25 protein-coding genes and 2 tRNA genes are annotated in these 24,451 nt (G+C 63.0%); 12 read left to right on the forward strand and 15 right to left on the reverse strand.

Features of this window, described 5'->3' with window-relative positions; genetic code table 11:
* The coding region (locus E4T66_RS21845) for an IS3 family transposase (RefSeq protein WP_367396750.1) at positions 1 to 88 on the forward strand (88 nt) is incomplete at its 5' end.
* 1,000 nt (positions 89 to 1,088) lie between these two features.
* On the opposite strand, the gene E4T66_RS06325 is transcribed toward E4T66_RS21845, so the two are convergent.
* The 10 genes from E4T66_RS06325 to E4T66_RS06370 all read right to left on the reverse strand — a co-directional run bounded on the left by E4T66_RS06325 (position 1,089) and on the right by E4T66_RS06370 (position 9,769).
* Complete coding sequence (locus tag E4T66_RS06325; RefSeq protein WP_136848086.1) at positions 1,089 to 2,339, reverse strand: tyrosine-type recombinase/integrase; 1,251 nt, start codon at positions 2,337 to 2,339, stop codon at positions 1,089 to 1,091.
* Positions 2,340 to 2,512: 173 nt separating this feature from the next.
* Positions 2,513 to 2,589, reverse strand: a tRNA-Met gene (locus E4T66_RS06330).
* 51 nt (positions 2,590 to 2,640) lie between these two features.
* Positions 2,641 to 3,735: a redox-regulated ATPase YchF gene (gene ychF, locus E4T66_RS06335; protein ID WP_136848087.1), complete on the reverse strand. Its 1,095-nt coding sequence runs from the start codon at positions 3,733 to 3,735 to the stop codon at positions 2,641 to 2,643.
* A 51-nt stretch (positions 3,736 to 3,786) separates the two neighbouring features.
* Positions 3,787 to 4,374, reverse strand: a complete 588-nt coding sequence (gene pth, locus E4T66_RS06340; RefSeq protein WP_136848088.1) for an aminoacyl-tRNA hydrolase — start codon at positions 4,372 to 4,374, stop codon at positions 3,787 to 3,789.
* A gap of 120 nt (positions 4,375 to 4,494) precedes the next feature.
* Positions 4,495 to 5,130, reverse strand: coding sequence for a 50S ribosomal protein L25/general stress protein Ctc (locus E4T66_RS06345; protein WP_136848089.1), 636 nt, complete (start codon positions 5,128 to 5,130; stop codon positions 4,495 to 4,497).
* A 156-nt stretch (positions 5,131 to 5,286) separates the two neighbouring features.
* Positions 5,287 to 6,240, reverse strand: coding sequence for a ribose-phosphate diphosphokinase (locus E4T66_RS06350; protein WP_136848090.1), 954 nt, complete (start codon positions 6,238 to 6,240; stop codon positions 5,287 to 5,289).
* A gap of 120 nt (positions 6,241 to 6,360) precedes the next feature.
* Positions 6,361 to 6,435 (reverse strand) — tRNA-Gln (locus tag E4T66_RS06355).
* Between the two features lie 80 nt (positions 6,436 to 6,515).
* Complete coding sequence (gene ispE / locus E4T66_RS06360; protein ID WP_136848091.1) at positions 6,516 to 7,409, reverse strand: 4-(cytidine 5'-diphospho)-2-C-methyl-D-erythritol kinase; 894 nt, start codon at positions 7,407 to 7,409, stop codon at positions 6,516 to 6,518.
* Between the two features lie 3 nt (positions 7,410 to 7,412).
* Entirely contained in the window at positions 7,413 to 8,039 is a 627-nt protein-coding gene (lolB, locus tag E4T66_RS06365; protein WP_136848092.1) for a lipoprotein insertase outer membrane protein LolB, read from the reverse strand.
* Positions 8,036 to 9,769 (reverse strand): tetratricopeptide repeat protein, encoded by a 1,734-nt coding sequence (locus E4T66_RS06370; protein ID WP_136848093.1) that lies wholly within the window; start codon positions 9,767 to 9,769, stop codon positions 8,036 to 8,038. Before E4T66_RS06370 ends, lolB begins: the two co-directional genes overlap by 4 nt.
* A gap of 139 nt (positions 9,770 to 9,908) precedes the next feature.
* Here E4T66_RS06370 and hemA point away from each other — a divergent pair, with 139 nt between their 5' ends.
* From hemA to E4T66_RS06415, 9 genes are all read left to right on the forward strand, one after another.
* Positions 9,909 to 11,165 carry a glutamyl-tRNA reductase gene (gene hemA / locus E4T66_RS06375; RefSeq protein ID WP_136848094.1) on the forward strand — a complete coding sequence of 419 codons (1,257 nt, stop codon included), beginning with the start codon at positions 9,909 to 9,911 and terminating at the stop codon, positions 11,163 to 11,165.
* A gap of 150 nt (positions 11,166 to 11,315) precedes the next feature.
* Complete coding sequence (gene prfA, locus E4T66_RS06380; RefSeq protein WP_136848095.1) at positions 11,316 to 12,398, forward strand: peptide chain release factor 1; 1,083 nt, start codon at positions 11,316 to 11,318, stop codon at positions 12,396 to 12,398.
* Positions 12,395 to 13,234 (forward strand): peptide chain release factor N(5)-glutamine methyltransferase, encoded by an 840-nt coding sequence (gene prmC / locus E4T66_RS06385; RefSeq protein ID WP_248679485.1) that lies wholly within the window; start codon positions 12,395 to 12,397, stop codon positions 13,232 to 13,234. Before prfA ends, prmC begins: the two co-directional genes overlap by 4 nt.
* Positions 13,231 to 13,956 (forward strand): HesA/MoeB/ThiF family protein, encoded by a 726-nt coding sequence (locus tag E4T66_RS06390; RefSeq protein ID WP_136848096.1) that lies wholly within the window; start codon positions 13,231 to 13,233, stop codon positions 13,954 to 13,956. Before prmC ends, E4T66_RS06390 begins: the two co-directional genes overlap by 4 nt.
* A complete protein-coding gene (locus E4T66_RS06395; RefSeq protein WP_248679487.1) occupies positions 13,953 to 14,309 on the forward strand; it encodes a hypothetical protein in 357 nt (118 codons plus the stop codon). Before E4T66_RS06390 ends, E4T66_RS06395 begins: the two co-directional genes overlap by 4 nt.
* A 68-nt stretch (positions 14,310 to 14,377) precedes the next feature.
* The gene (locus E4T66_RS06400) at positions 14,378 to 15,166 is read left to right on the forward strand and encodes a crotonase/enoyl-CoA hydratase family protein (RefSeq protein WP_136848097.1); all 789 of its coding nucleotides are present in this window, start codon (positions 14,378 to 14,380) and stop codon (positions 15,164 to 15,166) included.
* Between the two features lie 215 nt (positions 15,167 to 15,381).
* Positions 15,382 to 16,959, forward strand: coding sequence for an EAL domain-containing protein (locus E4T66_RS06405; protein WP_136848098.1), 1,578 nt, complete (start codon positions 15,382 to 15,384; stop codon positions 16,957 to 16,959).
* Between the two features lie 100 nt (positions 16,960 to 17,059).
* Positions 17,060 to 18,763 carry a proline--tRNA ligase gene (locus tag E4T66_RS06410; protein ID WP_136848099.1) on the forward strand — a complete coding sequence of 568 codons (1,704 nt, stop codon included), beginning with the start codon at positions 17,060 to 17,062 and terminating at the stop codon, positions 18,761 to 18,763.
* 73 nt (positions 18,764 to 18,836) lie between these two features.
* Complete coding sequence (locus E4T66_RS06415) at positions 18,837 to 19,388, forward strand: lytic transglycosylase domain-containing protein (RefSeq protein WP_136848100.1); 552 nt, start codon at positions 18,837 to 18,839, stop codon at positions 19,386 to 19,388.
* A gap of 57 nt (positions 19,389 to 19,445) precedes the next feature.
* Here E4T66_RS06415 and E4T66_RS06420 read toward each other — a convergent pair whose 3' ends face one another.
* Entirely contained in the window at positions 19,446 to 20,048 is a 603-nt protein-coding gene (locus tag E4T66_RS06420; protein WP_136848101.1) for a methyltransferase family protein, read from the reverse strand.
* Positions 20,049 to 20,230: 182 nt separating this feature from the next.
* On the reverse strand, positions 20,231 to 20,884 hold the full coding sequence (locus tag E4T66_RS21535) for a LysM peptidoglycan-binding domain-containing protein (RefSeq protein WP_211242796.1): 654 nt from the start codon (positions 20,882 to 20,884) through the stop codon (positions 20,231 to 20,233).
* Positions 20,885 to 21,075: 191 nt separating this feature from the next.
* Between E4T66_RS21535 and wrbA the strand changes: the two genes are divergently transcribed.
* Positions 21,076 to 21,672, forward strand: coding sequence for an NAD(P)H:quinone oxidoreductase (wrbA, locus tag E4T66_RS06430; protein WP_136848102.1), 597 nt, complete (start codon positions 21,076 to 21,078; stop codon positions 21,670 to 21,672).
* 10 nt (positions 21,673 to 21,682) lie between these two features.
* A complete protein-coding gene (locus E4T66_RS06435; protein WP_211242798.1) occupies positions 21,683 to 22,045 on the forward strand; it encodes a DUF2069 domain-containing protein in 363 nt (120 codons plus the stop codon).
* On the opposite strand, the gene hda is transcribed toward E4T66_RS06435, so the two are convergent.
* Genes hda through E4T66_RS06450 form a run of 3 tightly spaced genes read right to left on the reverse strand, consistent with a single transcriptional unit; the run spans position 21,966 to position 24,393 of the window.
* Positions 21,966 to 22,655 (reverse strand): DnaA regulatory inactivator Hda, encoded by a 690-nt coding sequence (gene hda / locus E4T66_RS06440; RefSeq protein WP_136848104.1) that lies wholly within the window; start codon positions 22,653 to 22,655, stop codon positions 21,966 to 21,968. The genes E4T66_RS06435 and hda overlap by 80 nt on opposite strands.
* Positions 22,652 to 23,776, reverse strand: coding sequence for an AI-2E family transporter (locus E4T66_RS06445; protein ID WP_136848105.1), 1,125 nt, complete (start codon positions 23,774 to 23,776; stop codon positions 22,652 to 22,654). The genes hda and E4T66_RS06445 overlap by 4 nt, the downstream gene beginning before the upstream one ends.
* Complete coding sequence (locus tag E4T66_RS06450) at positions 23,773 to 24,393, reverse strand: DUF2066 domain-containing protein (protein ID WP_169577511.1); 621 nt, start codon at positions 24,391 to 24,393, stop codon at positions 23,773 to 23,775. Before E4T66_RS06450 ends, E4T66_RS06445 begins: the two co-directional genes overlap by 4 nt.
* Positions 24,394 to 24,451: the final 58 nt, after the last annotated feature.

Here is a 24,451-nt window from a genome sequence, read left to right on the forward strand (position 1 = left end):
TTACATCGAGGTCTTCTACAATCGAACCCGACGTCACAGCCATCTCGGCGGCGTCAGTCCCGAGGCCTTTGAACAGGCTGCTTTGTGAGGCGCCGGATTGTCTACTGCTCTGGGGGAAGTCCAGGCGCCAGTGCGACGCAGCTCATCCGCTTGAGCCAATCGAGCTGCAGTGTCTCGTCTCTTTCGCGCCTTCTCTACTGCATCAACCGTAAAGCCATAGCGTTCGGCTATTCCTCGATCTGCTTTCCGTTTCGTCCCTTTTGCTTTGTATTCGTTATCCCACTCGCCTAGCACTTCGGACGGATGTTGCGGTTTCGTAGGCGCTGTTTTCAGCTCAGGCACCCAGAGCCAAAGAGGGGCACCCTCGTCGGGCCATAGGTGGCGCTGCTTCTGGCGCATCCATTGCGCGAAGTCGTTCCGGTGAATGCCGTGGATCGCAGGTACTTGTCGTGGGCGCGGAGCAGTGCGCAATTGCAGAAGATGGATTTCATCACCATCGGCTCGCCGTACTTCATCCCAGCTCAATGCCCATGTGCCGCCAGCAGGTGGGTTGACGTACTCAATTCGCGATTCAACTAGTACGCGGCCAAGTTCGCCGTGCCAGGTATCGGTGCGTAGGAGTTGCCACGCTGCTTCGCGAAGATGGCGAAGCATTGGATTGGCCCTTATTCCAGAGTAAGGAACCCAGAGTTCTAGAACGCTGGTTGGGCTCAGCCATTCTGGCAATGTGCCTAGCAGTGCTCGGCGGTGCAGCTCATGTGAGCTCATAGGCTCTAACGCCGGCACGCTTTCCGTGCTTTCCTCGCATTCATCCATCCCGCGCCCCTATTTGCGCGTCCCTCAAAAGGCCGCACCGCCAGGCCGGGAAGGGTTCCGGCTTTTTGCCCCGTCGGGCTAGGCGGGCGGTGATCGATATCAATCTATACCGCTTTTCCTCTTTGTTCTCGTTTCCGCTGTTTCCAGTTTGAATGCAACGGGAACAGAAAACGGGAACAAGATTTCCCTTTTTGATTCAGCGGCATGGGTCGCTTGTTCCCGTTGTTCTCGGTGTTTTTGCAAGGTAGAGAGGGGGAGGGTGACTCACGGGGTCAGGATGCGCGCGCGGTGGCGTGCAGCGGCACAACGTTGGATCGAGTGCGTAGGGTGTCCAAGTAGTCCGCCCACGCCTGCATCATCGCTTTGCGCTCGTCCAGGTAGGCGGCGCGATCATAGGCCGCGCCAAGCGGGCCGGCTGCTTTGTGGGAAAGCTGGCGCTCGATGGCATCAGGCTTCCAACCCATTTCTGCCAAGAGGCTGCGGGCCATCGCGCGGAAGCCGTGGGCGGTCATCTGATCGTTGGTGAAGCCCATGTTCCGAAGCGCCTGGCGCACTGCGTTTTCAGATAGTGGTCGCAGCTTCGTCTTGGGTGTTGGGAACACATAGCGCGGTGCGTCAGGTCGCAGGCTCAGGCCGTGATCCGTCAACGGCTGCAGTTCACGCAGGATGGAGATGGCCTGCGTACACAGCGGGACGATGTGGCTCTGCGCGGTCGATCGCTTCGTCTTGCTGACGACGTAGCGCCACTGTGTGGCCTCGAAGTCGACCTCCTGCCACTGCATCTGCCTTATCTCGCCAGGACGCTGAAAGAGCAGGGCAGACAGCTTCAGGGCGGCTCGGACTTCGGCAGTGCCTTTGTAGTCGTAGATTGCCTGCATCAGTCGAGCCACGTCGGCCGGATCGGTGAAAGCGGCGAAATGTCTGACCGGCTTCACCCGGCGTTCGCCGCGTAGCGGTTGCGTCGGATCGATGTCAGCCAGGCCGCGCCGGATCGCGTACCGAAAAACTTGTCCGACGATCGTTCGTGCCCTGCGTGCGGTTTCCTCGACGCCACGGTCACGTATGCGCTCGAAGACCGCAATAAGTTCGCGCGGTTTGATTTCGGTTATTGGGCGCGTGCCGATGTAGGGCAGCACGTCGCGTTCCAGCATGCGGGCGACGTTGCGTTGGTACTCGTCGGAGTTGGCGGATAGTTCATCTGTTTTCCAGCGCTCCACCACGACCGCAAAGGAGCCATCCGCAGCGAGTTCTGCCGTCAGGCGTGCTTCGCGGCGGTGATCACTTGGATTAATGCCTGCCGCGATCAGGCGCTTGGCCTCATCGCGGCGCTGGCGTGCGAGGCTCAGCGGAACATCGGGGTAGATGCCGAGGGACAGCATCTGTTCGCGACCGGCAAAACGATAGGAGAGGCGCCACCACTTCGAGCTGTTGGTGTTCACCAAGACAAAAAGCCCGGACTCGCGAGGCAGTTTGTAGGGGCGGTCCTTGGGTTTTGCGTTCCGGATGAGCGTGTCGGTCAACATGCGGGTAACTCTGGTCGTGGGCGGGTAACTCGACCGAAGTTACCCGCAAAGTTACCCGCGTCAATGTGTAGCTGCCGGTAGACGTCGGTAGACGTCGAAAGCATGTAACTCAATAAAAAACCGCGCAAAAGCGCGGTTATGTATACGTCAGTAGACGTCAGTAGAAGTAGAAATGGTGGTGATGAGTGGAATCGAACCACCGACCTCAGCATTATGAGTGCCGCGCTCTAACCGTCTGAGCTACATCACCACGAAGGGGCGCGAAGTTTAAGGAAAACTCGCGCCCCCGTCGAGACTTTTGCTAAACATTGAAGCGGAAATGCATCACGTCGCCTTCCTGGACAATGTATTCCTTGCCTTCCAGCCGCCATTTTCCGGCCTCTTTGGCGCCGGCTTCGCCTTTGTACTGGATGAAGTCGTCATAGGCGATCACTTCTGCCCGAATGAAGCCTTTCTCGAAGTCGGTGTGGATCTCGCCGGCGGCCTGCGGCGCGGTGGCGCCGACCTTGACGGTCCAGGCACGAACTTCCTGCACTCCGGCGGTGAAGTAGGTCTGCAGGCCGAGCAGAGAGTACGCCGCGCGGATCACGCGGTTCAATCCGGGTTCCTCGAGACCGAGATCGGCGAGGAAGCCTACCTTGTCCTCGTCGTCGAGTTGTGCGATCTCGGCTTCGATCGCGGCGCAGACCGGGACGACTTCGGCGCCATCCTTGCTCGCGTACTCGCGGACGCGGGTCAGGAATTCGTTGCCATGGGTCAGTCCTTCTTCATCGACGTTTGCGATGTACAGCGCGGGCTTGGCAGTGATCAGGTGATATTCACGCAACTGCGCGCGTTCTTCAGCATCGAGCGCCATTGATCGAACCGGTGCGCCAGTGTCGAGGTGTGCCTGGACTCGTTTGAGCAGTTCCAGACGCCCCATGGCGTCCTTGGCCCCGGTCTTGGCGCTGCGGCTGGCGCGATCGACGGCCTTGGTGATCGAGTCCAGATCGGCCAGCGCCAGTTCGGTATTGATGACTTCAATATCGCGAATGGGGTCGGTTGAGCCTGCAACGTGAATGACGTCATCGTTGACGAAGCAGCGCGTGACGTGGGCGATGGCATCGGTCTCGCGGATGTGGCCGAGGAACTGGTTGCCGAGACCTTCGCCCTTGGAGGCTCCGGCAACCAGGCCGGCGATATCGACAAATTCGACAGTGGCGCCCAGCACGCGCTGCGGCTTGACGATCAATGACAGCGCGTCAAGGCGCGGGTCGGGCACGGCCACCACGCCCACGTTGGGGTCGATGGTGCAGAACGGATAGTTTTCGGCTGCGATCTGCGCTTTGGTCAGCGCATTGAACAGGGTGGACTTGCCGACGTTGGGCAGTCCGACGATGCCGCATTTGATACCCATTTTTTGAGAGTCCTTTGATCCTGTTCGCCGCGTGAGCTGCGGCAGCGTTGCTTACTTGTTGTGCGTGTGCAACTGGGTGATGGCGCGATCCCAGCCGCGTTCCAGCCAGACTTCGACGGCATCGGCGGATTGGTCGATGGCGTCGCGGATTGCGCCTTCATCGTCGCGCCCGGGGCGGCCCAGCACGTAGTTCAACACCAGCGTCTTGTCACCCGGATGGCCGATGCCGATGCGCAGACGTCGGTAGCCGTCGCCAAGCGCGCGGTGAACATCGCGCAGTCCGTTGTGACCGCCGTGCCCGCCGCCGAGTTTGAGGCGGACGCTGCCGCAGGGCAGGTCGAGCTCGTCGTGTGCGATCAGGATGTCGACCGCGGCAATCTTGTAGAACGTCGCCAGTGCCTGCACAGCCTGGCCACTGCGATTCATGAACGTTGACGGCTTGAGCAGGACGACGTCGTGACCGCCGATGCGAACACGCGCCATTTCGCCGTGGAACTTTGCTTCGCGCCGGAAGCTGCCACCAAGGCGTTCTGCCAGCCGATCGACAAACCAGAATCCGGCATTGTGGCGCGTGCGCTCGTACTCGCTCCCGGGATTGCCCAGGCCTACGATTGCATGCAGTTGAGAGCTGTCAGACATCCGCCTGGTCCCAAGAAAAAAACCCGTCCGCACGGCATGCGCGCGGACGGGTCGTATCGGATCGCGGGCGATGAAGCTGCGCCGCGCCGGCTACCTGCGCCCGAAGGTGGGCGCGGCAGCTTACTTCTTCGACTCGCCTTCGGGCGCAGCAGCCGCTTCGCTGTTGGCTTCTTCGATCGCGCCGCGCGGCAGATGGATCGAGACGACGGGCTGGTCGTTGCCATGCTTGAGTTCGGTCAGAACCACGCCGTCCTTCAGTGCAAGCTGCGACAGATGGATGGACTCGTTGAGGTTCAGGTTGGTCAGGTCGACCTCGATGAACTCGGGCAGGTCCTTGGGCAGACATTCGACGACCACCTGGTTCAGGTGATGCTCGACGATGCCGCCGCCGGTCTTCACGCCAGGAGCGACGGTTTCGCCCTTGAAGTGCAGCGGCACGTGCATGTGCAGGACATGATTGGCGTCGACGCGCTGGAAGTCAGCGTGCATGGCCAGGCCGGTGACCGGATGGCGATGCAGATCCTTCAGCACGACCTGCTGCTCGGTCCCATCAAGGGTCAGGGTCAGGATGTGCGAGTAGAACGCCTCGACCTTGAGATGCTTGAACATTTCATTGGACGACAGCGTGATCGACTGCGGTGCAACGGGTCCACCATAGACGATGGCCGGAATCTTGCCCAGGCGACGCAGGCGGCGGCTCGCACCCTTGCCCTGGTCAGCGCGGGATTCCGCGACAACCACAAAGTTTTCTTTCATTTCAACGCTCCAAAAGGGAAACCTCCGCCCGCGACCAGGCAGAAGGGGCGCGAATTATACAGAAGTTTCCGATTACCAGTTTTTATTTTCCGGTCAATCGGTTGCGGCCCGTAGCCGGGGGCTGGAAAGCCTGCCTCCCGGAGCGCGCAAGGCGGCTCAGTCGACGTAGAGCGAGCTGACCGATTCTTCGGCCGAGATGCGCCGGATGGTCTCTGCCAGCAGGCCGCCAATCGACAGCTGGCGGATTTTCGGGCAGGCCTCGGCGGCCGGACTCAGCGGAATCGTGTCCGTGACGACCAGTTCGTCGAGCACGGAATTGCTGATGTTGGTAATGGCCGGTCCCGACAGGACGGGGTGCGTCACGTAGGCCACGACTTTGATCGCGCCTTCTTCCTTCAGTGCGGCCGCCGCCTTGCACAAGGTGCCGGCGGTATCGACAAGGTCGTCGACCATGACGCAGGTGCGTCCGCTGACGTCACCGATGATGTTCATCACGCGCGATTCGTTCGGCTTCGGTCGACGTTTGTCGATGATCGCCAGATCCGCATCATCCAGCCGCTTGGCCACCGCGCGGGCGCGCACAACGCCGCCGACATCCGGTGCCACAACAATCAGGTTTTCGTACTTCTGGCGCCAGATTTCGCCGAGCAGTACCGGCGAGGCGTAGACGTTATCCACCGGAATGTCGAAAAAGCCCTGAATCTGGTCGGCATGCAGGTCGACCGTCAAAACGCGATCTGCGCCGCATTCGCCGATCATGTCGGCAACCACCTTGGCCGAGATCGGCACGCGTGCCGAGCGCGGACGACGATCCTGGCGGGCGTAGCCGAAATAAGGAATGACCGCGGTAACGCGGCTGGCTGACGCGCGCTTGAGCACGTCGAGCATCAACAGCAGTTCCATCGTGCTGTCATTGGTCGGCGCGCAGGTCGGCTGGACCACGAAAACGTCGCGGCCGCGCACGTTTTCGAGAATCTCGATCTGGATCTCGCCGTCGGAGAACTGACCGACCATGGCTTGACCCAGAGGGATCTTCAGATAGGCGGCAATATCCCGGGACAGTTTGGGATTGGCGTTGCCGGAGAACAGCATCAGCTTACTATCGGCCATGCGGGCGTCTCTTGCTGCGGTCAGTGGCGGTATCGTCTTCGTGGCCGCAGAGCTCGGCGGCCCTGTCGTACCTTCACTTTCACACGCTGAGCGGACGTTCTCGGTCGCTCGCGTCGGAATTGGCTGGGGCGGATGGACTCGAACCACCGAATGGCGGGATCAAAACCCGCTGCCTTACCACTTGGCTACGCCCCAGAAGACCCGATGCTTCGTGCGGCGCGCATTATATCGGATGATATCCGGCTGTTCGGTATGTCGCTGCAAAAAAATCTCAGTCAGCGCGCAATGGCGTCGCGCAGCGCCGAGCGGTTGCTGCCGCGCGCGACGATGGCCTGTGCCTGCAGCGTGTTGTCTGCACTGGCTTCGGCCGCGATGCGGCTGGCTTCGGCGCGTGTAGGGCAGGCCAGAAATACCGAAGCGCCGGTGCCGGACATGCGCGCCGGGCCGTGGCGGCGCAGCCACGCCAACGCTGCGCCGACCTGTGGATAGCGGGCACAGGTCACCAGTTCGCAGACATTTGCAGTAGAGGCAAGATCAAAGGTGTCGGCGCGCAGCGGCGTGCAGTCGCGCTGCAGTTCCGTCGCGCTGAAGATCTCGGCTGTACTGACATGCACCGGCGGCGTCAGCACCACAAACCACGGTTCCGGCAGCGCAATCGGCGTCAGGCGCTCGCCCACGCCCTCGGCCCACGCGGCCTGTCCGCGGACGAACACCGGCACGTCGGCGCCGATCGACAGGCCCAGATGGGCCAGTTCGTCCGGCGTGAAGCCCAGATTCCACAGGCGATTGAGCGCGACCAGCGTGGTCGCTGCGTCGCTCGAGCCGCCGCCCAGGCCGGCCCCGGTGGGGATGCGCTTTTCGATGCGAATGTCGGCGCCGAGATTGCAGCCCGACGCGCGCTGGATCAGACGCGCCGCCCGCAACGCCAGATCGTCCTCGGGGGCTATGCCCGGCAGATCATCGGCGCGCACGATCTTGCCGTCACCGCGCGGACTGATGAAGAGGGTGTCGCCGAATTCGAGGAACTGGAAGACCGTCTGCAGCTGGTGATAACCGTCGTCACGGCGACCGGTGATATGCAGGAACAGATTCAGTTTGGCCGGCGCTGGCCAGGGGAAATCGGCAGTAAACGCGCCGTGCGCGTTGCGCAGCAGGGAATTCGTGGGCATGGGTCAGGAGCGGCGGTTGGGGCCGAGCTCGAGGTGTTCCCATTGATCAATCAACAGTCGCAAACGCGCCTGATCGGTCCGGGCCTCGAGCTTGCGAGGCAGCTGCAGCTGCCCCACGGTCTGGTAGCTATCGTAGCGGATATCCCAGCCGTTTTGCCGCAAGCCCTGCAGCTGACCCTCAGTATCGACGCTGAGGTTGTCGAGCGGGCCGGGAGCCGGGAGGCCCAAAGTCCAGTGGCGCAGATCCCTGATCGGAATGCTCCAGCCGAGATTGGCCTGCATCCACGCTTCAGGGTCGGAGAGGTACTGAGTGCCATCACGTGTGCGCACACTCACGCCGGCCGCCGATCCTTCGATTTCCACCGCACCAATGCCGAACGGGCCGTTGAGCTGCAGTGTGAAGTCGCCGTCGCCGAGCTGGATCCAGCGCAGATCTGCGGTTCGTCCTTGATTGGCGTCGTTGATGCGGCCACGCAGGGTGAAGCCGCTGATGGTCTCCAGCGTGTCACGGTGCTGTTGCCAGGCCAGCGGCGACGGCGTGTCCGGAATCGGTGGAGCTTGCTGCGCGCACGCGCCGAGCAGCACCGCAGTGGCCAGGCAGAATGCGCGCGCCGAGGCGCGCTGGATCATTGCTTCAGGCGCCGGGAGGTTTCGCGCAGGGTGGCGTGCTCGGGGTTCTTTGCCAGTGCGGCGTCCAATACGCTGCGAGCCTTCGCGCGTTCGCCAAGCGTCCACAGGACTTCACCCAGGTGCGCCGCGACCTCGGGATCGGGAAACTGCGCATAGGCCTTTTCCAGCAGCGGCAGTGCGTCGCTTGCCTGACCCTGTTTGAAATAGAGCCAGCCCATGCTGTCGAGGATTGCAGCATCCTCTGGATCCTGCTCGAGCGCTTTCGAGATCAGATCGTGCGCTTCGCTGAGCCGGTCGGTATGCACGACCAGCATATAGCCCAGAGCATTGAGCGCCCGCGTGTCGTCCGGCGTATCCGCAAGAATGCTGCGCAGATCCTTTTCGGCGAGATCGATCTGGCCCTTCTGTTCATGCACCAGTGAGCGGCCGTAGAGCAGGTCGCCGTTCCCGGGGTCGACTTCCAGTGCCGAGTCGTACAGTGACATCGCGTCGTCAAGGCGGCGCTGGGTGGTCAGCAGCTCGCCTTCGGTCAGCAGGAAGCGCAACGCATATTGCGGATAGCGGTCGCGCAGTTGCGCGAGCAGCTCTCGCGATTCGTCGATGCGGCCCAGCTTGGACAATGCGACGGCGCGTCGCACGGCAGCGTCGATCACCATCGGCCCGCTGGAAATCCTGCTGTAGTAGCCCAGCGCCTCCTGATAATGCTGTTGTTCCTCGGCCATGCGTCCGAGCTGCATCGCCGCTTCTGGTCCGCGCTCACCGCCTAGCAGCGGTTTCAGATGACGCTGCGCTGTTTTGACATCGTTCTCGCTGGCTGCGAGCAGGCCCAATGCGAGATGGGCATCGGCGTCGGTCGGGCGCAGTTTGACGACGGCTTCCAGCTCGCGTTTGGCGCGGTCGGTCTGCTGTGCATCCAGCAGCAGCCGGGCATAGCCGGTATGCACGGCCGCGGCGTCCTTGTTTCCGCGGGTGAGTTCTGCGACCCGCGCGTCGGCTTCGTCGTAGCGGCCCTGCTTGACGGCAACACCGACCAGCAGCATGGCGTATTCGCGTTCCTTGGGCGCCAGTTCCAATGCGCGGCGTGCCGCACGTTCAGCCAGTTCGAGCTGTCCATAGCGCACCGCCAGAATGCCCTGTGCGTAGTAACTGCCCGCTTCATCCGGCCATTGGTCGATCAATTTCTGCATGACAACCTGCGCCAGGTCGCCATGATCGGCGGGTGCGCGTGCCAGCAACTGCGCGGCGTGACGCATGCCCTCGGCAACGCCGGCGGCGTTGCCACGGACGATCTCCAGGCATTGCTCCAGCGTGCCGGCCAGCTCGCCGCGGTTGAGCATCACAATGGTGATGACCTCCCGCGGATCGGCCGAGTTCGGTTCCAGTTGCAGCCATTTCTGCGCCGCTTTCAGTGCCAGGTCGTAGTCCTCGGCGGCAAGGGCCAGTCCGGTGGCGCGTCGGGCCAGCTCGACGTCGTCGCTGGTTTCCAGGGCCGCCAGGAAATGCGCGGCGGCCTCGCCGGGCTGCTGTCGCGCGGCCGCCATTTCTCCAGCCATGACATGAAACTGCATCTGCGCTTCAGGCGACGGCAGTGGGGCGGGTGCTGCGTCGACCAGGACGCGATCGTCCGCCGCGGCTTGTGGCTCTGCTGGGGTTGGCGTGGTCGCGCAGCCAGTGGTCAGTGCAGTGGCAACTGCAGCAGCAATCAGGGTGAATCTGAAAGTTTGGGGCACGGGGGCTCGAAATCGGCGGGTGTCTGATGGACATTATGCGCAAGCCGACAGTTCCCCGCCCGCCGCGCGAATTGATCTTGCTCAGTCCGCACGGCACCAACTCAGCGTAAAATCGCCCGATTCTTGCATGTAGGCAGTTATGGCCCTCGTCACTCTAGGTCTTAGCCACCACCGTGCGCCTGTCGAGGCGCGCGAGCGGCTGGCTTTTACTGAAGCAGATCTGCCAGCGGCGGTGGAGCGGCTGCACTCGCTGCCAGGGGTGGAGGAGGCGGCGATCCTTTCGACCTGCAATCGCACGGAAATCATGACAGTGACGTCGCTGGACGAAGAGTCGCGACTGATCGACTGGTGGCGCCGCGAGCGCCAGGCGCCGGACGGGTATATCGAGAAGTTTCTCTATACGCATCGCGACCAGGGCAGCGTCACGCACAGCCTGCGGGTCGCATCCGGCCTGGATTCCCTGGTGGTCGGCGAACCCCAGATTCTTGGCCAGATGAAGCAGACCTACACGCTGGCGGCCGAGGTCAAGACGTTGGGTCCGGTGCTCGGACGCCTGTTCCAGCACGCATTTGCGGTGGCCAAACTGGTGCGCTCGCAGACCCAGATTGGCGCCCATCCGGTTTCGGTGGCGTACGCCGCGCTACAGATGGCGCGTCGCATCTTTACCGACATGCAGAGCCAGACGGCTCTGCTGATCGGTGCCGGCGAGATGATGCAGTTGGTCGGGCGGCACCTGCATCAGCACGGTGTGGGGCGCATTGTTGTTGCCAACCGCAGTCTTGAACGTGCCGAAAAACTGGCGCGCGAGGTCCACGGCTACGCGATCAGTCTGGATGATCTGCCGAACTACCTCGCTGATGCCGATCTGGTGGTGTCGTCGACCGCCGCCCGGGGATTTCTGATTGACCGTGCAGCGATGCAGCGCGTGGTCAAATCCCGTCGCCGCAAACCGGTGTTCATGATCGACCTGGCGGTGCCGCGCGATATCGACCCGGCCATTGCCGAGCTCGAAGACATTTATCTGTACAGCATCGACGATCTGCGCGCAGTGATCGCCGACAACATGAAGCTGCGTGAGGAAGCGGCGCGTCAGGCTGAAGTGCTGGTGCAGAGCCAGGCTCAGGAATTCGCGCGCTGGCTCGAAAGCCGCGATGCCGGCGGCACCATCCAGCAATTGCGTGCGCGTGCGCGGTCGACGCGCGACGAGGTGCTGGAAAAGGCGCGCAAGCGCCTCGCATCCGGGCAGTCGCCCGAAGCAGTGATGGCGTTTCTGGCCGATACGCTCAGCAACAAGCTGCTGCATGCGCCGTCTCACGCGCTGCGTCGCGCTGACGCGGTCGAGCAGGCGATGCTGCTCAACGCCGCGCGCCGCCTGTTCGACCTCCCCGAAGAATAGCGTTCACCCTGAGTGAATGGATTCTGCGTTGCGGTGCAGCGCAGGTTGACTCGCTGTCCGTACAATTCACGCCATGATCGATATCTCACTTGAGTCTTATTCGGTAATTGCCGCGCGCGGTGCCGTGCGGTCGTGGCCGGAGGCGTGTGCATGAAGGCGTCACTGGAAGCCAAGCTGGCGCAGATGGTCGAGCGGCGCGAGGAAATCGCTCAGGAACTTGGCGATCCCACGGTTATCGCGGACAACGACAAATTCCGGCGTTTGTCGCAGGAGTATGCGCAGCTCGGCCCGGTGGCGGAGGCGTATTCGGCCTATCGCGCGGCCACTGCGAATCTGAACGATCTTGTCCAGATGCGTAGCGACCCCGACCCGGAGATGCGGTCGATGGCCGATGCCGAGTATCCGGAGGTGGTCGAACGGATCGAGCAGCTCAACGGCGAGCTGCGCAGCTATCTGGTGCCGCAGGATCCGCTGGACAACAACAATGTCTTTCTGGAAATCCGTGCCGGCACCGGCGGAGATGAGGCGGCGATCTTCGCCGGCGACTTGTTCCGCATGTATTCGCGTTACGCCGAAGAACAGGGATGGTCGGTGGAGGTGCTGTCGGAGAATCCCGGGGAGCATGGCGGGTATCGCGAAATCATCAGCCGAATCATCGGATTCGGTGCGTATTCGCGCCTGAAGTTCGAGTCCGGCGCGCATCGCGTGCAGCGTGTGCCGGAGACGGAAGCGCAGGGTCGCATCCATACCTCGGCCGCGACGGTGGCGGTGTTGCCGGAGATCGAGGAAGCGCAGTTCGAGATCAATCCCGCCGACCTGAAAGTCGATACCTTCAAGTCATCCGGTGCCGGCGGTCAGCACGTCAACAAGACCGAGTCGGCGATCCGTATCACCCACGTGCCCAGCGGCGTCGTGGTGGAATGCCAGGAGGAGCGTTCGCAGCACAAGAACCGCGCCAAGGCGATGGCCTTGCTGCAGGCGCGACTGCTCGATGCACAACGCAGCAAACAGAATCAGGATATGGCCAACCAGCGCCGCAAGCTGGTCGGCAGCGGAGATCGCTCCGAACGCATCCGCACCTACAACTTCCCACAGGGACGCATTACCGATCATCGTATCAACCTGACGCTGTATCAGCTGGAGCGGGTGATGCAGGGTGATCTCGATCCGGTGATTCAGCCGCTGCTGGCCGAAGACCAGGCTGACCAGCTGGCAGAGCTGGGCGAAGCGTGAAACTCGGCGAGGCGCTGATGTCGGCTCAGCAGCGCCTGCAGTCTGTCAGCGACAGTCCGCGTCTGGATGCCGACCTGTTGATGCAGCATCTGACCGGGTGGTCGCGAGCGCAACAGTTGACGCGGCTGCAGGAAACGCTGGATCCACGTGACCACGCGGCATTCGAGGCACTGGTTGCACGGCGTCTGCGCGGCGAGCCGGTTGCGTATCTGATCGGCGAGCGCGGCTTCTGGAGTTTGAGCCTCAAAGTCACGCCCGAAGTGCTGGTGCCGCGGCCGGAAACCGAGCTGTTGGTGCAATGGGCGCTGGACGTTGTGTCCGGCGTGCAGGCGCCCCGCATCGCAGATCTGGGCACTGGCAGCGGCGCGATTGCGCTGGCGTTGGCGTCAGAACGCGCGGATGCGCTGGTCGAGGCGGTCGATCTGTCGAATTCTGCGCTGACCGTTGCGCGAGACAACGCGCAGACGCTGGGTCTGCAGCGCGTGCGCTTTCTTTCAGGGAACTGGCTGGAGCCGCTCAGTCAGCGCTATCACTTGCTGGTTTCCAATCCGCCCTATATCGCCTCGTCCGACGATCATCTGGCGGCGCTGCGGCATGAGCCCTTGATGGCGTTGACGGATGGCGCCGACGGCCTTAATGCTCTGCGCGAGATTATTTCCGGTGCCCAGGATTTTCTGGTGCCGGGGGGCTGGTTGCTGGTCGAGCATGGATATGATCAGGGCGCAGCGGTGCGTGCACTGTTTGCCGCTGCCGGTTTTGCCGAAATCGAAACGCAGCGCGACTATGCCGGTCACGAACGGGCGTCTGGGGGGCGCTGTGCTGGAGTGCTTACGTGAGTGACTATCGCCGTTACAGCCGGCAGGTGATCCTGCGCGAAGTGGGCGTCAATGGCCAGGCGTTGCTGCTGGACTCGTCGGTGCTGGTTATCGGTGTCGGCGGCCTGGGAAGCGCGGCCGCACAATATTTGGCCGGAGCCGGGGTTGGTCATCTGCTGCTGGCGGACCGCGATCGACTGGAACTGAGCAATCTGCAGCGGCAGACGCTGTATCGCTATACCGACGTCGGGCGCAGCAAGACCGACGCGGCCGCCGCGCAGCTGCGCGAACTCAATGCCGATGTTGAAATTGATGCCCTGGATGCCGACGCCTGGCCTGCGGCAATCGCTGAAGTCGATGTCGTGCTCGATTGCACCGACAATTTTCCGACCCGTTTTGCGATCAATCAGGCCTGTGTGAACGCGCGTAAGCCGCTGGTCAGCGCAGCGGCGATCCGCTGGGAGGGTCAGCTGGCGGTCTTTGATCTGCGTCGCGGTGGCCCGTGCTATCGCTGTCTGTACCCGGAGTTGGGCGAGGTTGGAGAGACTTGCGAGGAGGCCGGCATCCTCGGGCCGGTCGTCGGTGCTGTCGGCTGCATGCAGGCGCTGTCCGCGCTGAAGTTGCTGCTGGGTCTGGATGCGCAGACCGGCCGGCTGCAGACCTGGGACGCGCTGCAGATGTCGTGGCGCTCGCATAAGATCAGCCCCGACCCTGAATGCCCCGTTTGTGGAAATCCGACATGACTTCACCTCAGCTCGACATCAACGCGGCACTGGTGGTGCCGCGCCGTTTGGCCATGCAGATTCTGCACGCCGCGCAGGTTGCACAGCCGCAATCGATCCGCGGTGTGGTCGCGGCATCAGGAGGCATTCCGTCAGCGCTGCATCTGGACTCGGAGATGGGGGCTGAGGGCGAGTCCACCTGGGCGCAACTGTGGTCGCATCCTCAGGCGCCTGCGATTCCGCAGGCCAGCGAACTGATGTCAGATCAGCTCAGTCTGGTGGTGTCGCTGAATACCAAGGGCGTGCTTGAAATGCGTGCCTGGCAGCTATGCGACGGCGTAGCGCACGAACGGATTCTGAAAATCGGCGATTGACTGCCCGATGAGTTAAAAAACGCGCCAGCGGGCCTGCTGGTGACGATGATTCCTGCGAGGAGAGAGCAATGAGCGAAAACAAGATCGCGACCGAAGTGCGTGGCCACGTTCTGCTGATCGGGCTGGACCGCTCGGCCAAGTACAACGGCTTCGACCTGGAGATGTTTTCGCAGCTGGCCGACGCCTATGGTCGGCTGGATCGTGATGAAAACCTGCGCTGTGCTCTGGTTTATGCGAAGGGCGCGCACTTTACCGCTGGGCTGGAATTGCCGAAGTGGACCGAGGCCTTCGGTTCCGGCAGTTGGCCGGCGTTGAGCGACACGCAGCGCGATCCGCTCGGGCTGATTCCGGACAAGCGCGTGTCCAAGCCGCTGATCTTTGCGATCCACGGCATCTGCTTCACGATCGGAATCGAATTGGCGTTGGCCGGCGACATCCGCATTTGCGCAGAAGGCACGCGTTTCGGGCAGATCGAGGTCAAGCGTGGAATCTATGCCTGCGGCGGTGCAACCGTACGCATGGTGCAGGAGTTTGGCTGGGCCAACGCGCAGCGTTATCTGCTGACCGGAGACGAATTCAACGCCGAAGAGGCGCTGAGGATCGGGATGGTGCAGGAAGTCGTGCCGGTGGAGCAGGTGTTCGAGCGGGGGCTGGCCCTGGCTGAACGCGTTGCGGCACAGGCTCCGTTGGGTGTCTATGGCAGTCTGAGGTCGTCACGGCTGGCGCTGGAGCAGAGTGTGCAGGTGGGGCTCTCCCGGGCCTTGCCGGATCTGGCGCCACTGATGCAAACCGAGGACGTGCGCGAGGGCGTGCAGTCCTTCGTGGAACGTCGCGAAGCCCGATTCCAGGGGCGCTGAATCGAGCCCATGCATGGGCCGATTCCGCAGTAACAGCGCATTGCAGCATCAGGTGGATGCTGGATGCGACGACTGACCGCGGCGTCGAACGCCGGAGGTTCGTCGTGTAATCACCGTCGCGCCGCCATCGCGCAGCGGGATGTGCGCCAACTCCATGGTATGTTTTGCCCCTGTTAAACCTCCGCTGTGAGCGGGACGAGCGATCTGTCAGCCCAATGAGTGGCAACCCAGAGAACGAAGTATTGGTGAGCCGACTCGGGCCCGATTCGGCGATGGCCCTGTTCCTGTCGTTGTCGCAGCCGGCAGCACTGGTCGACAGCGATGGTGAGACGGTTCTGGCGGTCAATGCGGCGCTGGTTCAGCGCTGTGGTCATGCCGAACAGGAATTGCAGACCGCCGGTCTGACGCGTTTACGGCAGTTGTTGCACGATTCACCGCCGGGAGACCGGGATCAGCTGGCGTCCGGATCACTGGTGCCGGCCGCGTCCGGCGATCACCCGGTGTCATTCTGGCTGGCCGCAGCTGATCCGCGTGAAGGTAACAACCGTGATCGTGACCCGATTACTGGCTTGCATACCAAGCATGCGATTGAAGCCCGCATCCGTGATCTGCTCGCAGCGGGCAAGCAGGGCGTACTGATTCGCTTTGAGGTCGACCAGTTCAAGCTGATCAACGATGCCTTCGGGCGTGAGGCGGGCAATCATCTTCTGGGTTGTCTGGGCAGGTTGATTGCTTCGCTGTTGCCCGTGGATCAGGCACCAGCACATCTGGGCGGTGACGATTTTGCCGTTGCTTTGATCGATGTTGATGTTGATCGTGCCTGGGCGATTGCCGAGGGCGTGCGCTTGCAGATCGCGGCGCAGGGATTCGAGTGGGGCGGGCGCGGCTACGGCGTCACCACCAGCATCGGCATCGCTGCTTTCGCCGATGCATTTCAGGACTACGGCGAGCTGATGAAGGCAGCCGATTCGGCCTGCGAAGCGGCCAAGACGCGCGGTCGCAACCGCATCGAGATCTTTCATCGTGAGGATCGCGAGCTGCGCCGGGTTCGCGGCGAGCAGTCCTGGGGTGGTCGGGTTTTGGATGCCCTGGAGGACAATCGCTTTGCGTTGTTCCGGCAGCGGATCGAACCGTTGCAGTCGGGGGTAGGGCGTGAGCACTGGGAAATCCTGCTGCGCGTCCGCGGCGCGTCCGGCTGGACCTCGCCGGTGGATTTCGTCGTCGCCGCCGAACGTTACGGCCTGATGCCGCAGATGGATCGACGCGTGATTTCGCGAACCTTGCGCGAGCTTTCGAAGCTGCCGAAGGACGCGCGACCGGTGATGGCGATCAACTTGTCAGGCAATAGCCTGGGTGACCGCAGTTTGGCCGCGTACATCGAACGCATGCTGGAGCTGAACGAGGTGGAGCCTTCGACCATCCGCTTCGAGATTACTGAAACTGCGGCAATCGCCAACACTTCGCGCGCGGTCGAGCTGGTCAATGCACTGCGCGCGCTGGGTTGCAGGGTTGCACTGGACGACTTCGGTGCCGGCATGTCGTCGTTCAGCTATCTGAAGGCGCTGGAAGTCGACATGATCAAGATCGACGGCAGCTTCGTGCGCACTTTGCTGAGTGATGCGGTCGATGCCGCAACCGTCGAGAGCATGGTGCAGATCGCCGCGCTGCGCGGATTGCAGACCGTTGCCGAATGCGTCGAGGACGCTGCCTCATTGGAGCGCCTGCGTGAACTCGGCGTGGATTTCGCCCAGGGCTTCTACCTGCATCGCCCCGAACCCTGGTCGCTGCCATGAGTTCCGGGGTGAGGGCGCGCGACAACTGAGCTGGGGAGCGTGTTGCGCGGTGTTGCCCGGTGCTCGGCTACAATTCGCGCCGATCCCACGGGCCTGAGCCATGCGTCTTTCCAAGTTCTCGTTGCACACCACCAAGGAAACCCCGGCTGACGCCGAGGTTGTCTCGCATCAGCTGATGCTGCGCGCCGGTTATATCCGCAAGCTCGGTGCCGGTCTCTACACGTGGTTGCCGATCGGCCTGCGCACCTTGCAGCGGATCGAGACGATCGTGCGCGAGGAACTCGATCGCGCCGGTGCGCTGGAACTGCTGATGCCGTCGGTACACCCGGCCGAGCTGTGGCAGCAGTCGGGCCGCTGGCAGGTGATGGGCGACGAGATGCTGCGGTTCAAGGACCGGCACGACAATGACTTTGCGTACGGCCCGACACACGAAGAAGTCATCTGCCATCACGTGCGCCAGGACTTCCGCTCATACCGCCAGCTGCCGGTCAATTTCTACCAGATTCAGACCAAGTTCCGTGACGAGCGGCGGCCGCGCTTCGGCGTGATGCGCTCGCGCGAGTTCATCATGAAGGACGCATACTCGTTCCATCTGGACGCGTCCGATCTGGCGCGTGAATACGAGAACATGCGTTCGGCGTACACGCGCATTTTCGACCGCCTCGGTGTCGACTACCGCATTGTCCAGGCGGACTCCGGCAATATCGGGGGCAGTCGCTCGGAGGAATTCCATATTCTCGCCGGCTCGGGCGAGGACCTGCTGGCGGTGTCGGATACCGGGCCCTATGCCGCCAACGTCGAAGCCGCCGTGTGTCTGCCATCGTCGTCGGCACGACCGGCGGCAGGCGCGGCGATGGAGCTTGTTTCCACGCCGGGACAGAAGACCTGCGAGCAGGTCTCGAAGTTCATGAACGTCGCTCTCGACGCCAAGGTCAAGCTGTTGGTGGTCAAGGGTGCCGATGGCGGCCTGGTCGGCATCGCGCTGCGCGGCGATCATCAGCTCAACGAGGTCAAGGCCATCAAGCATCCGCTGATCGCCGACCCGCTGCAGCTGGCGGCGCCCGAAGACGTGCAGCAGGCGTTCAATTGTGAGGTCGGCTATCTGGGGCCGGTGAACTGCCCGATCCCGTTGATCGCGGATCACGCAGCAGCCGCGTTGGCGGACTTTGTCTGCGGTGCGAATCAGAACGACCATCATCTCAAGGGCGTGAACTGGGGGCGCGACTGCGCCGAGCCGCAGACTGCCGATCTGCGCATGGTCTGCGAAGGCGACGCCAGCCCGGACGGCAACGGCAGCATCCGCTTCTATCGCGGTATTGAAGGGGGACACATCTTCCAGCTTGGCCGCAAGTACACCGAGGCGATGGACGTCAAGGTGCTCGACGAGAGCGGGCAGTCGGTAACGCTGGAGATGGGCTGCTACGGCATTGGCATCACGCGCCTGGCAGCAGCCGTGATCGAACAGTCCTACGATGCCAACGGCATCATCTGGCCTGACGCGATCGCACCGTTCCAGGTGATCATCTGCCCGATCGGCATGGACAAGTCGGATGCCGTGCGTGCCGCAGCAGAATCGCTGTACACCGATCTGTCAGCCGCCGGTATTTCCGTCGCGCTGGATGATCGCGGTAATCGCCCGGGTGCAATGTTTGCGGATGCCGATCTGATCGGTATCCCGCATCGGATCGTCATCGGCGACAAGGGTCTCGCGCAGCAACAATACGAGTACAAGCATCGTCGTGCTGAAAAGGCCGAGATGATCCCCGCGAGCACGGCCGCGGTGGTGGAGAAGCTCGGAGCCTGAGGCGGTGAATCAGCGCCAGCTCAGACCGTCGAGGCAGGCCATCGGGGCGGGTGCGCGTCTATTCGGAATCCTGATGGGCGGGTTTTGCCTCGGGATTCCGCTCCAGGGGTACGCTGGTCCGACGGCGCCGCCGGAGCCGGAGCTGCGCGACCTGCTGTTGCGGTCGGTGGATGCGGCCGACAGTTTCGAGCATCCCTACGATGCTGAAGTCTGGTTGCTGGACATGTCGTCGCGGCTCAGCCGTATCGTGCCCAGCGACGCCGAGCGGCTGGAGCTGCTGCGCATGGTTCATGCCGAAGCGCGTCGCGCCAAGTTGTCGCCGGAACTGGTGCTGGCGGTGATCGAGGTCGAAAGCCGCTTCGACCGTTTTGCGATCTCGGTGGCAGGTGCCCAGGGGCTGATGCAGATCATGCCGTTCTGGCTCAAGGAAATTGGCCATCCACAGGACAATCTGTTCATCGTGCAGACCAACCTGCGCATGGGCTGCACGATCCTGAAGTACTACCTCGACCGGGAGAAGGGGAATCTGGTGCAGGCGCTCGCCCGCTACAACGGCAGCCTCGGCCGGCTGGAGTACCCGGGCAAGGTCATCGAGGTGCTGAACAAGCGCTGGTATCGCGGCTGACGATCAGATCGCTCGCACCATGCCCCGAGTCTCGCCGGGTAGTTTCCGCGTGGTGGTTCAGAACAGCGTGAGCACGTTCGGCATGATGCCGACTTCACGCAGCTGACTGATGAGAATCATCAGTGCGGCGGCCCAGGTGAACCACACCGCGTCCAGCAGATGTCGCCGGAACAGCAGCGGGTGAGCCATGTAGTCTGCCGGTTCAGTGAGCTGAGAGAACCGCGGAAAGAAGCGCGGGACGGCGGCGACGTAGTCGTCCCAGGCCTTTCCATGGATGCTGCGCTGCCGCTCTTCCTCGCTCAGGATCACCGAAGGATAGGTCAGCGCGAACAGGCCGGCGATCGCGATTGCAAAGCCGAACGTCCCGGTTGCCAGGCCCACGCCGACACCGCCGATCGAGCTGAAGAAATACAGCGGATTGCGCGTCATCGAGTACGGTCCGATCGTGAGCAGTGCCGCATTCTTGTAGCCGACGATGTACAGATTGCACCACAGTCGTCCGATTCCGCCGATCGTGGCCAGAACCAGCCCGAGCGTGACCAGACTGTCGCCGAGAACTGGCTTGTTGGCGTGCCAGTAGCTGCCCGTGATGGCAATCAAGACCAGGAGCAGTGCCACCAGAACGCGTGAAGCGCCAATGCGGTGCTTGGCAAACGACATGAATAAATTCCTTTTGTGAATTGAGCCCGGTTTTGAATTTGTATCGTCAAATTGCTGTCAGCGGGCGCCGATAGACTACCCGATGGCTCACGGCTTGTAAGCTCCCAGATTCGCTGCGGAAGACTTTTTTACGTGATGCTGGCGCTGGCCACCGCCCTGCGTTGGCGGAGCCAGCGCTGCTTTCAGGGTGAAGCGTCCTGGACCTCGCCGATGCGCACGCGAGTGCCGGCGTATTGATGGGCGGTGTCGAGGGCCTGCACGACCTCTGCGACGGTGGGATTGCTGCGGATCTTCAGGCGCTGGCCAGCGCGCAGCTGATTCGGATCGCTCAGGCTGTCGAGATTGGCCTGCCAGATCAATGGCCACAGGTACGGGTTGCCGTATACCTCGGGGCGTCCTGAAATGATCCACAGACTGTCGCCGGCAGCAACAACGTAACGCTGGGTCGCGGTTGCCAGTTCGCGCGTCAGTGCGCTCAGCAGCAGATAGGCGCGACGTCCCTGGCGGCTTGCCAGCGCCACTTCGGCCGTGTGCATGCGCCCGAGCTGTGCGTCGCTGAGACCGGTGTAGGTCTGGAGCTTCTGCAGTTCGAGCTGTGCCAGAAGTAGATCGTTTACATCCAGTGCGGCGGTGCTGCGGCGCAGGACTTCAGCGCACAAGTTGCGCAGCGACGCAGCGTCGCCGCTGCGAGCGGCCTGCTCGGCGGAGCTGAGTTGGACGCCCAGCTCACGTGCCTCGTCCCAGGCGGGGATGCGGCTGACGGCTTCTTGGTAGCGCGCCCGCGTCTGTGCCAGCAGTGCGGCGTCGGCCTTGCCGATACGGGGCTGCGCCAGCATCGGCTGCGCGGTCGGTGTGAGGGGCTTCGATGCGGGGACGGGTGCGCGCGGGGTGCGTGTCGGGGCGTCGATACGGTGCAGGGAGCACGCTGTACACGTCAGCGCGGTGAGCAGCGGAACACAGTATCGGAGCCGATTCATCGCGCAAGACTAGAATACCGTCCCTGATTTGCCTATCTGGGTCCATGCCAGTGATTGAAGTTCTTGTTCTGTACTACTCGCGCCAGGGTTCGGTTGCGCAGATGGCGCGACGCATTGCGCGTGGGGTCGAGTCGGTTGATGGTGTCGCGGCACGTCTGCGTACGGTGCCGCCAGTGACGGCCGATCATGCGCAGCGTGGACCCGCGATTCCCGATGAAGGCGCCCCGTACGCGCAGGCCAGCGATCTGCGCGAGTGTGCTGGGCTGCTGCTCGGCAGCCCGACGCGCTTCGGCAACATGGCGGCGCCACTGAAGCACTTTCTGGATGGCACCTCCGACGTGTGGCTGTCCGGCGCGCTGGTGGGTAAGCCGGCGGGCGTATTCACCTCCACCGGTTCGCTGCATGGCGGACAGGAGTCCACCCTGCTGACGATGATGATGCCGCTGCTGCATCACGGCATGCTGATGGTGGGCCTGCCGTATACCGAGACGGCGCTGTCGACCACGCGCTCCGGCGGAACGCCCTACGGTCCCAGTCACCATGCCGGTGTAGGGCCGCAGCCGCAGCCGCTCAGTGCCGAGGAGTTGCAACTGTGCGAAGCGCTCGGGCGCCGTGTCGCGCAGATCGCATTGAAGCTGAAGGCCTGAGATACGGATGATGAACCGACGTCCTCTGAGTCAGTACGCCAAGGGTGCCGCACTGGCGGCGCAGTTCATCCTGATGGGCTGGCTTGCTGTTCAGCAAAGCAGTCTCGCGTGGTTGGGCGCGCTGCTGCTGGCGCTGCCGATCCCGGGCCTGCTGCGCGAGCGCATCTACACCTATCAATGGGCCAGCATGCTGGTCGCGTTTTACAGTGCGTTGTGGCTGGCTGAAGGTTACGCACGGCCGGACCAGCGACTCGAGGCTTTCGGGATTGCCGCGGTCGCAGCGATCGACTTCGTCAGTCTGGTGATGTACGTGCGCTGGCGTCAGCGAGAGCGGCCTGCGCCAAAGGCAGAGTCAGACGCCGTTTCCGGGTAAGCGTTTCGCGATCCAGGATTTCGATGGCCTCGATCAGGCTGCCGGTGTCGCGCGCGCGCGTCGTCAGCAGCCAGCGTGAGACCTCGTCCGGCAGTTGAATGCCGCGCAGGCGCGCTCGCAGCTGAAGCAGCGCGCGCCGTTGGTCGTCATCCAGCGGGCGCAGCCCGAACACCGCGCACTGCGACAGGCGCGTGCGCAGGTCGGCGCGAGCGATCTCCATGCGATCTGGAGCGGCGGCTGCGCTGAGTACGTAGGGATGGCTGTCGCTGCGCAGTCGATCGATCACGCGGATCAATGCGGTACACCACGTCGCGTCGTGGCTGACGGTGTCGACGTCATCGATGAACAGTGCCGGGCTCTCGGCGTAGCCGTCCAGCAGCGACGGCCCCAGCGAGGCCAGCTCAGTCAGTGGCAGATAGGCTCCGCCATGTTCGCGGCACGCAGCCTGCAGCAGGTGAGTGCGTCCGCTGTGCGCGGCACCAAACAGCAGGACTGGAGCCGACAGCGCGCGCAGTGCGACCACTACATCGACATTGTCGCCGGCAAAAAAGCTTTCAAAACTCGCCGTATCGCGCAGGTGCACGGCGAGTGGCAGCTGAGCGCCCTTCATGCCGGCGGTTCAGCAGCCGGCGCTTGTGTCGAGTCCCGCGACGGTTCCAGGGGTTCCGGCGCGCTGCCTTCCAGGTACATCGGACTCAGCAGCCAGCGCTGTTTGGCGTGGCGCAGCAATACGGCAATGGCGGCGGAACCGGGCAGCGCCAAAAGGACGCCAACGAATCCGAACAGCTGGCCGCCGGCCATCAGTGCAAAGATCACCGCAACAGGATGCAGACCAATACGATCACCGACCAGGGTCGGTGTCAGCCACCAGCTCTCGAGGATCTGGCCGATACCGAACACGATCGCAACCCAGACCAGTGGCAGCAGCGACTGTTCCTGCACCAGCATCGCCAGCAGGCCGGCGACGAAGCCGACGGCGAAGCCCAGATAAGGAACGAAGCTGAGGATGCCTGCCCAGAAGCCGATGACCAGAGCGAGCTTGAGCCCGGCAATCGCCAGCCCGACGCTGTAAAGCACCGCCAGCGCAAGCATCACGCTGAGCTGGCCGCGGATGAATGAACCCATCACCTGATCGGTTTCGGTCGCGAGCTGATCGACCACCGGGCGCACGCGCGGTGGGATGACATTGCGCAGCCAGGCGACCAGATCATCCCAGTCACGCAGCAGGTAGAACGTGACGATCGGTACCAGCAGCAGGTTGGCGGCTAGCGCGGCGATCGCCGCGCCGGACTTGGACACATTGGCCCACAGCGCCGCCGCTACGCCGCCAGCGTCGGTCCAATGCTCTGTCAGGATTTTCTTCAGGCTGGGAGCGTCCAGATGCATGCCATCCGGCAGATGAATGCCGAGCCATGGCAATGCAATGTCCTGGATCCACGCCAGCCAGTCCGGAATGTTTGCCAGCAGCGCCAGCGATTGCTGGTACAGCATGGGGATGACCAGCACTGCCGCGACAATGCCGACGACGCTGAGCCCGACAAATACCGCGGCTACGCCCGCAGTGCGCGACAGGCCCCAGCGTTGCAGTCGATCGACGATCGGATCGCCGAGATAGGCGAGGCCGGCGCCGATCACGAACGGCAGCAGCACTGGACCCAGAAGCCAGAAGAACACCAGCAGCCCAAGGCCGGCGACGTACCAGATCCAGCGCTCGCGCCATGCGACGTTCATGGCGCTGTCGCGAGTACCCGATAGACCAGTTCTGAAGTGCCGGTCGAGTAGTCCTGGGTCAGCGTGCCGCTGGTCAGCAGCGCGCCGTTCAGGCGGCTGGCGCCGCCCTCGGAACGCACGCTCAGCGCCAGGCCATCGGCCTTGGCAGAGATCACGTCGACACGGCGGACGCTGGGCAGTCCTCGCAGCAGTGCCATCACCTTCAGATAGCTCGACCGATCGGACACGCCACGGATCATCAGCTGGATGTCTTCGACCTCGGCGGCATAGACGCCCCAGACTGGAAGGCCCAATCCCTTCACGCGGCTGTCGACCGTGCGTGGATCGAACGCGGCAACCAGAACCGTGGCGCCGGTTTCATCCTTGTCGTAGCCGTATCGCTGTACTAGCTGCGGCGCCTGTGCGATCAGGCTTCCTGCCTGGGTTGCGGCGCCGTCGCCGCCGACCCGGTTGACGATGGTGGCCAGCGCTTCGCGCAATGCGGCATCCCGTGTGCCGGCACTCTGGTCCGTGACCGGAACACGTGCCTCATAAGGATTGCCAGTGCCCGGAGCCTGGGATTGCGCCAGTGCGATGCCGGTCACGCACAGGCCGATCAGCAAGAAAAGAGTTCGCATGGCCGGAATTATCCGGCGCGCGCCGCTAAAATGACAGCCGATCCCGCAGGTCCCGGCC

The sequence above is a fragment of the Sinimarinibacterium arenosum genome (genome assembly GCF_005047655.1).
GTDB lineage: Bacteria > Pseudomonadota > Gammaproteobacteria > Nevskiales > Nevskiaceae > Solimonas.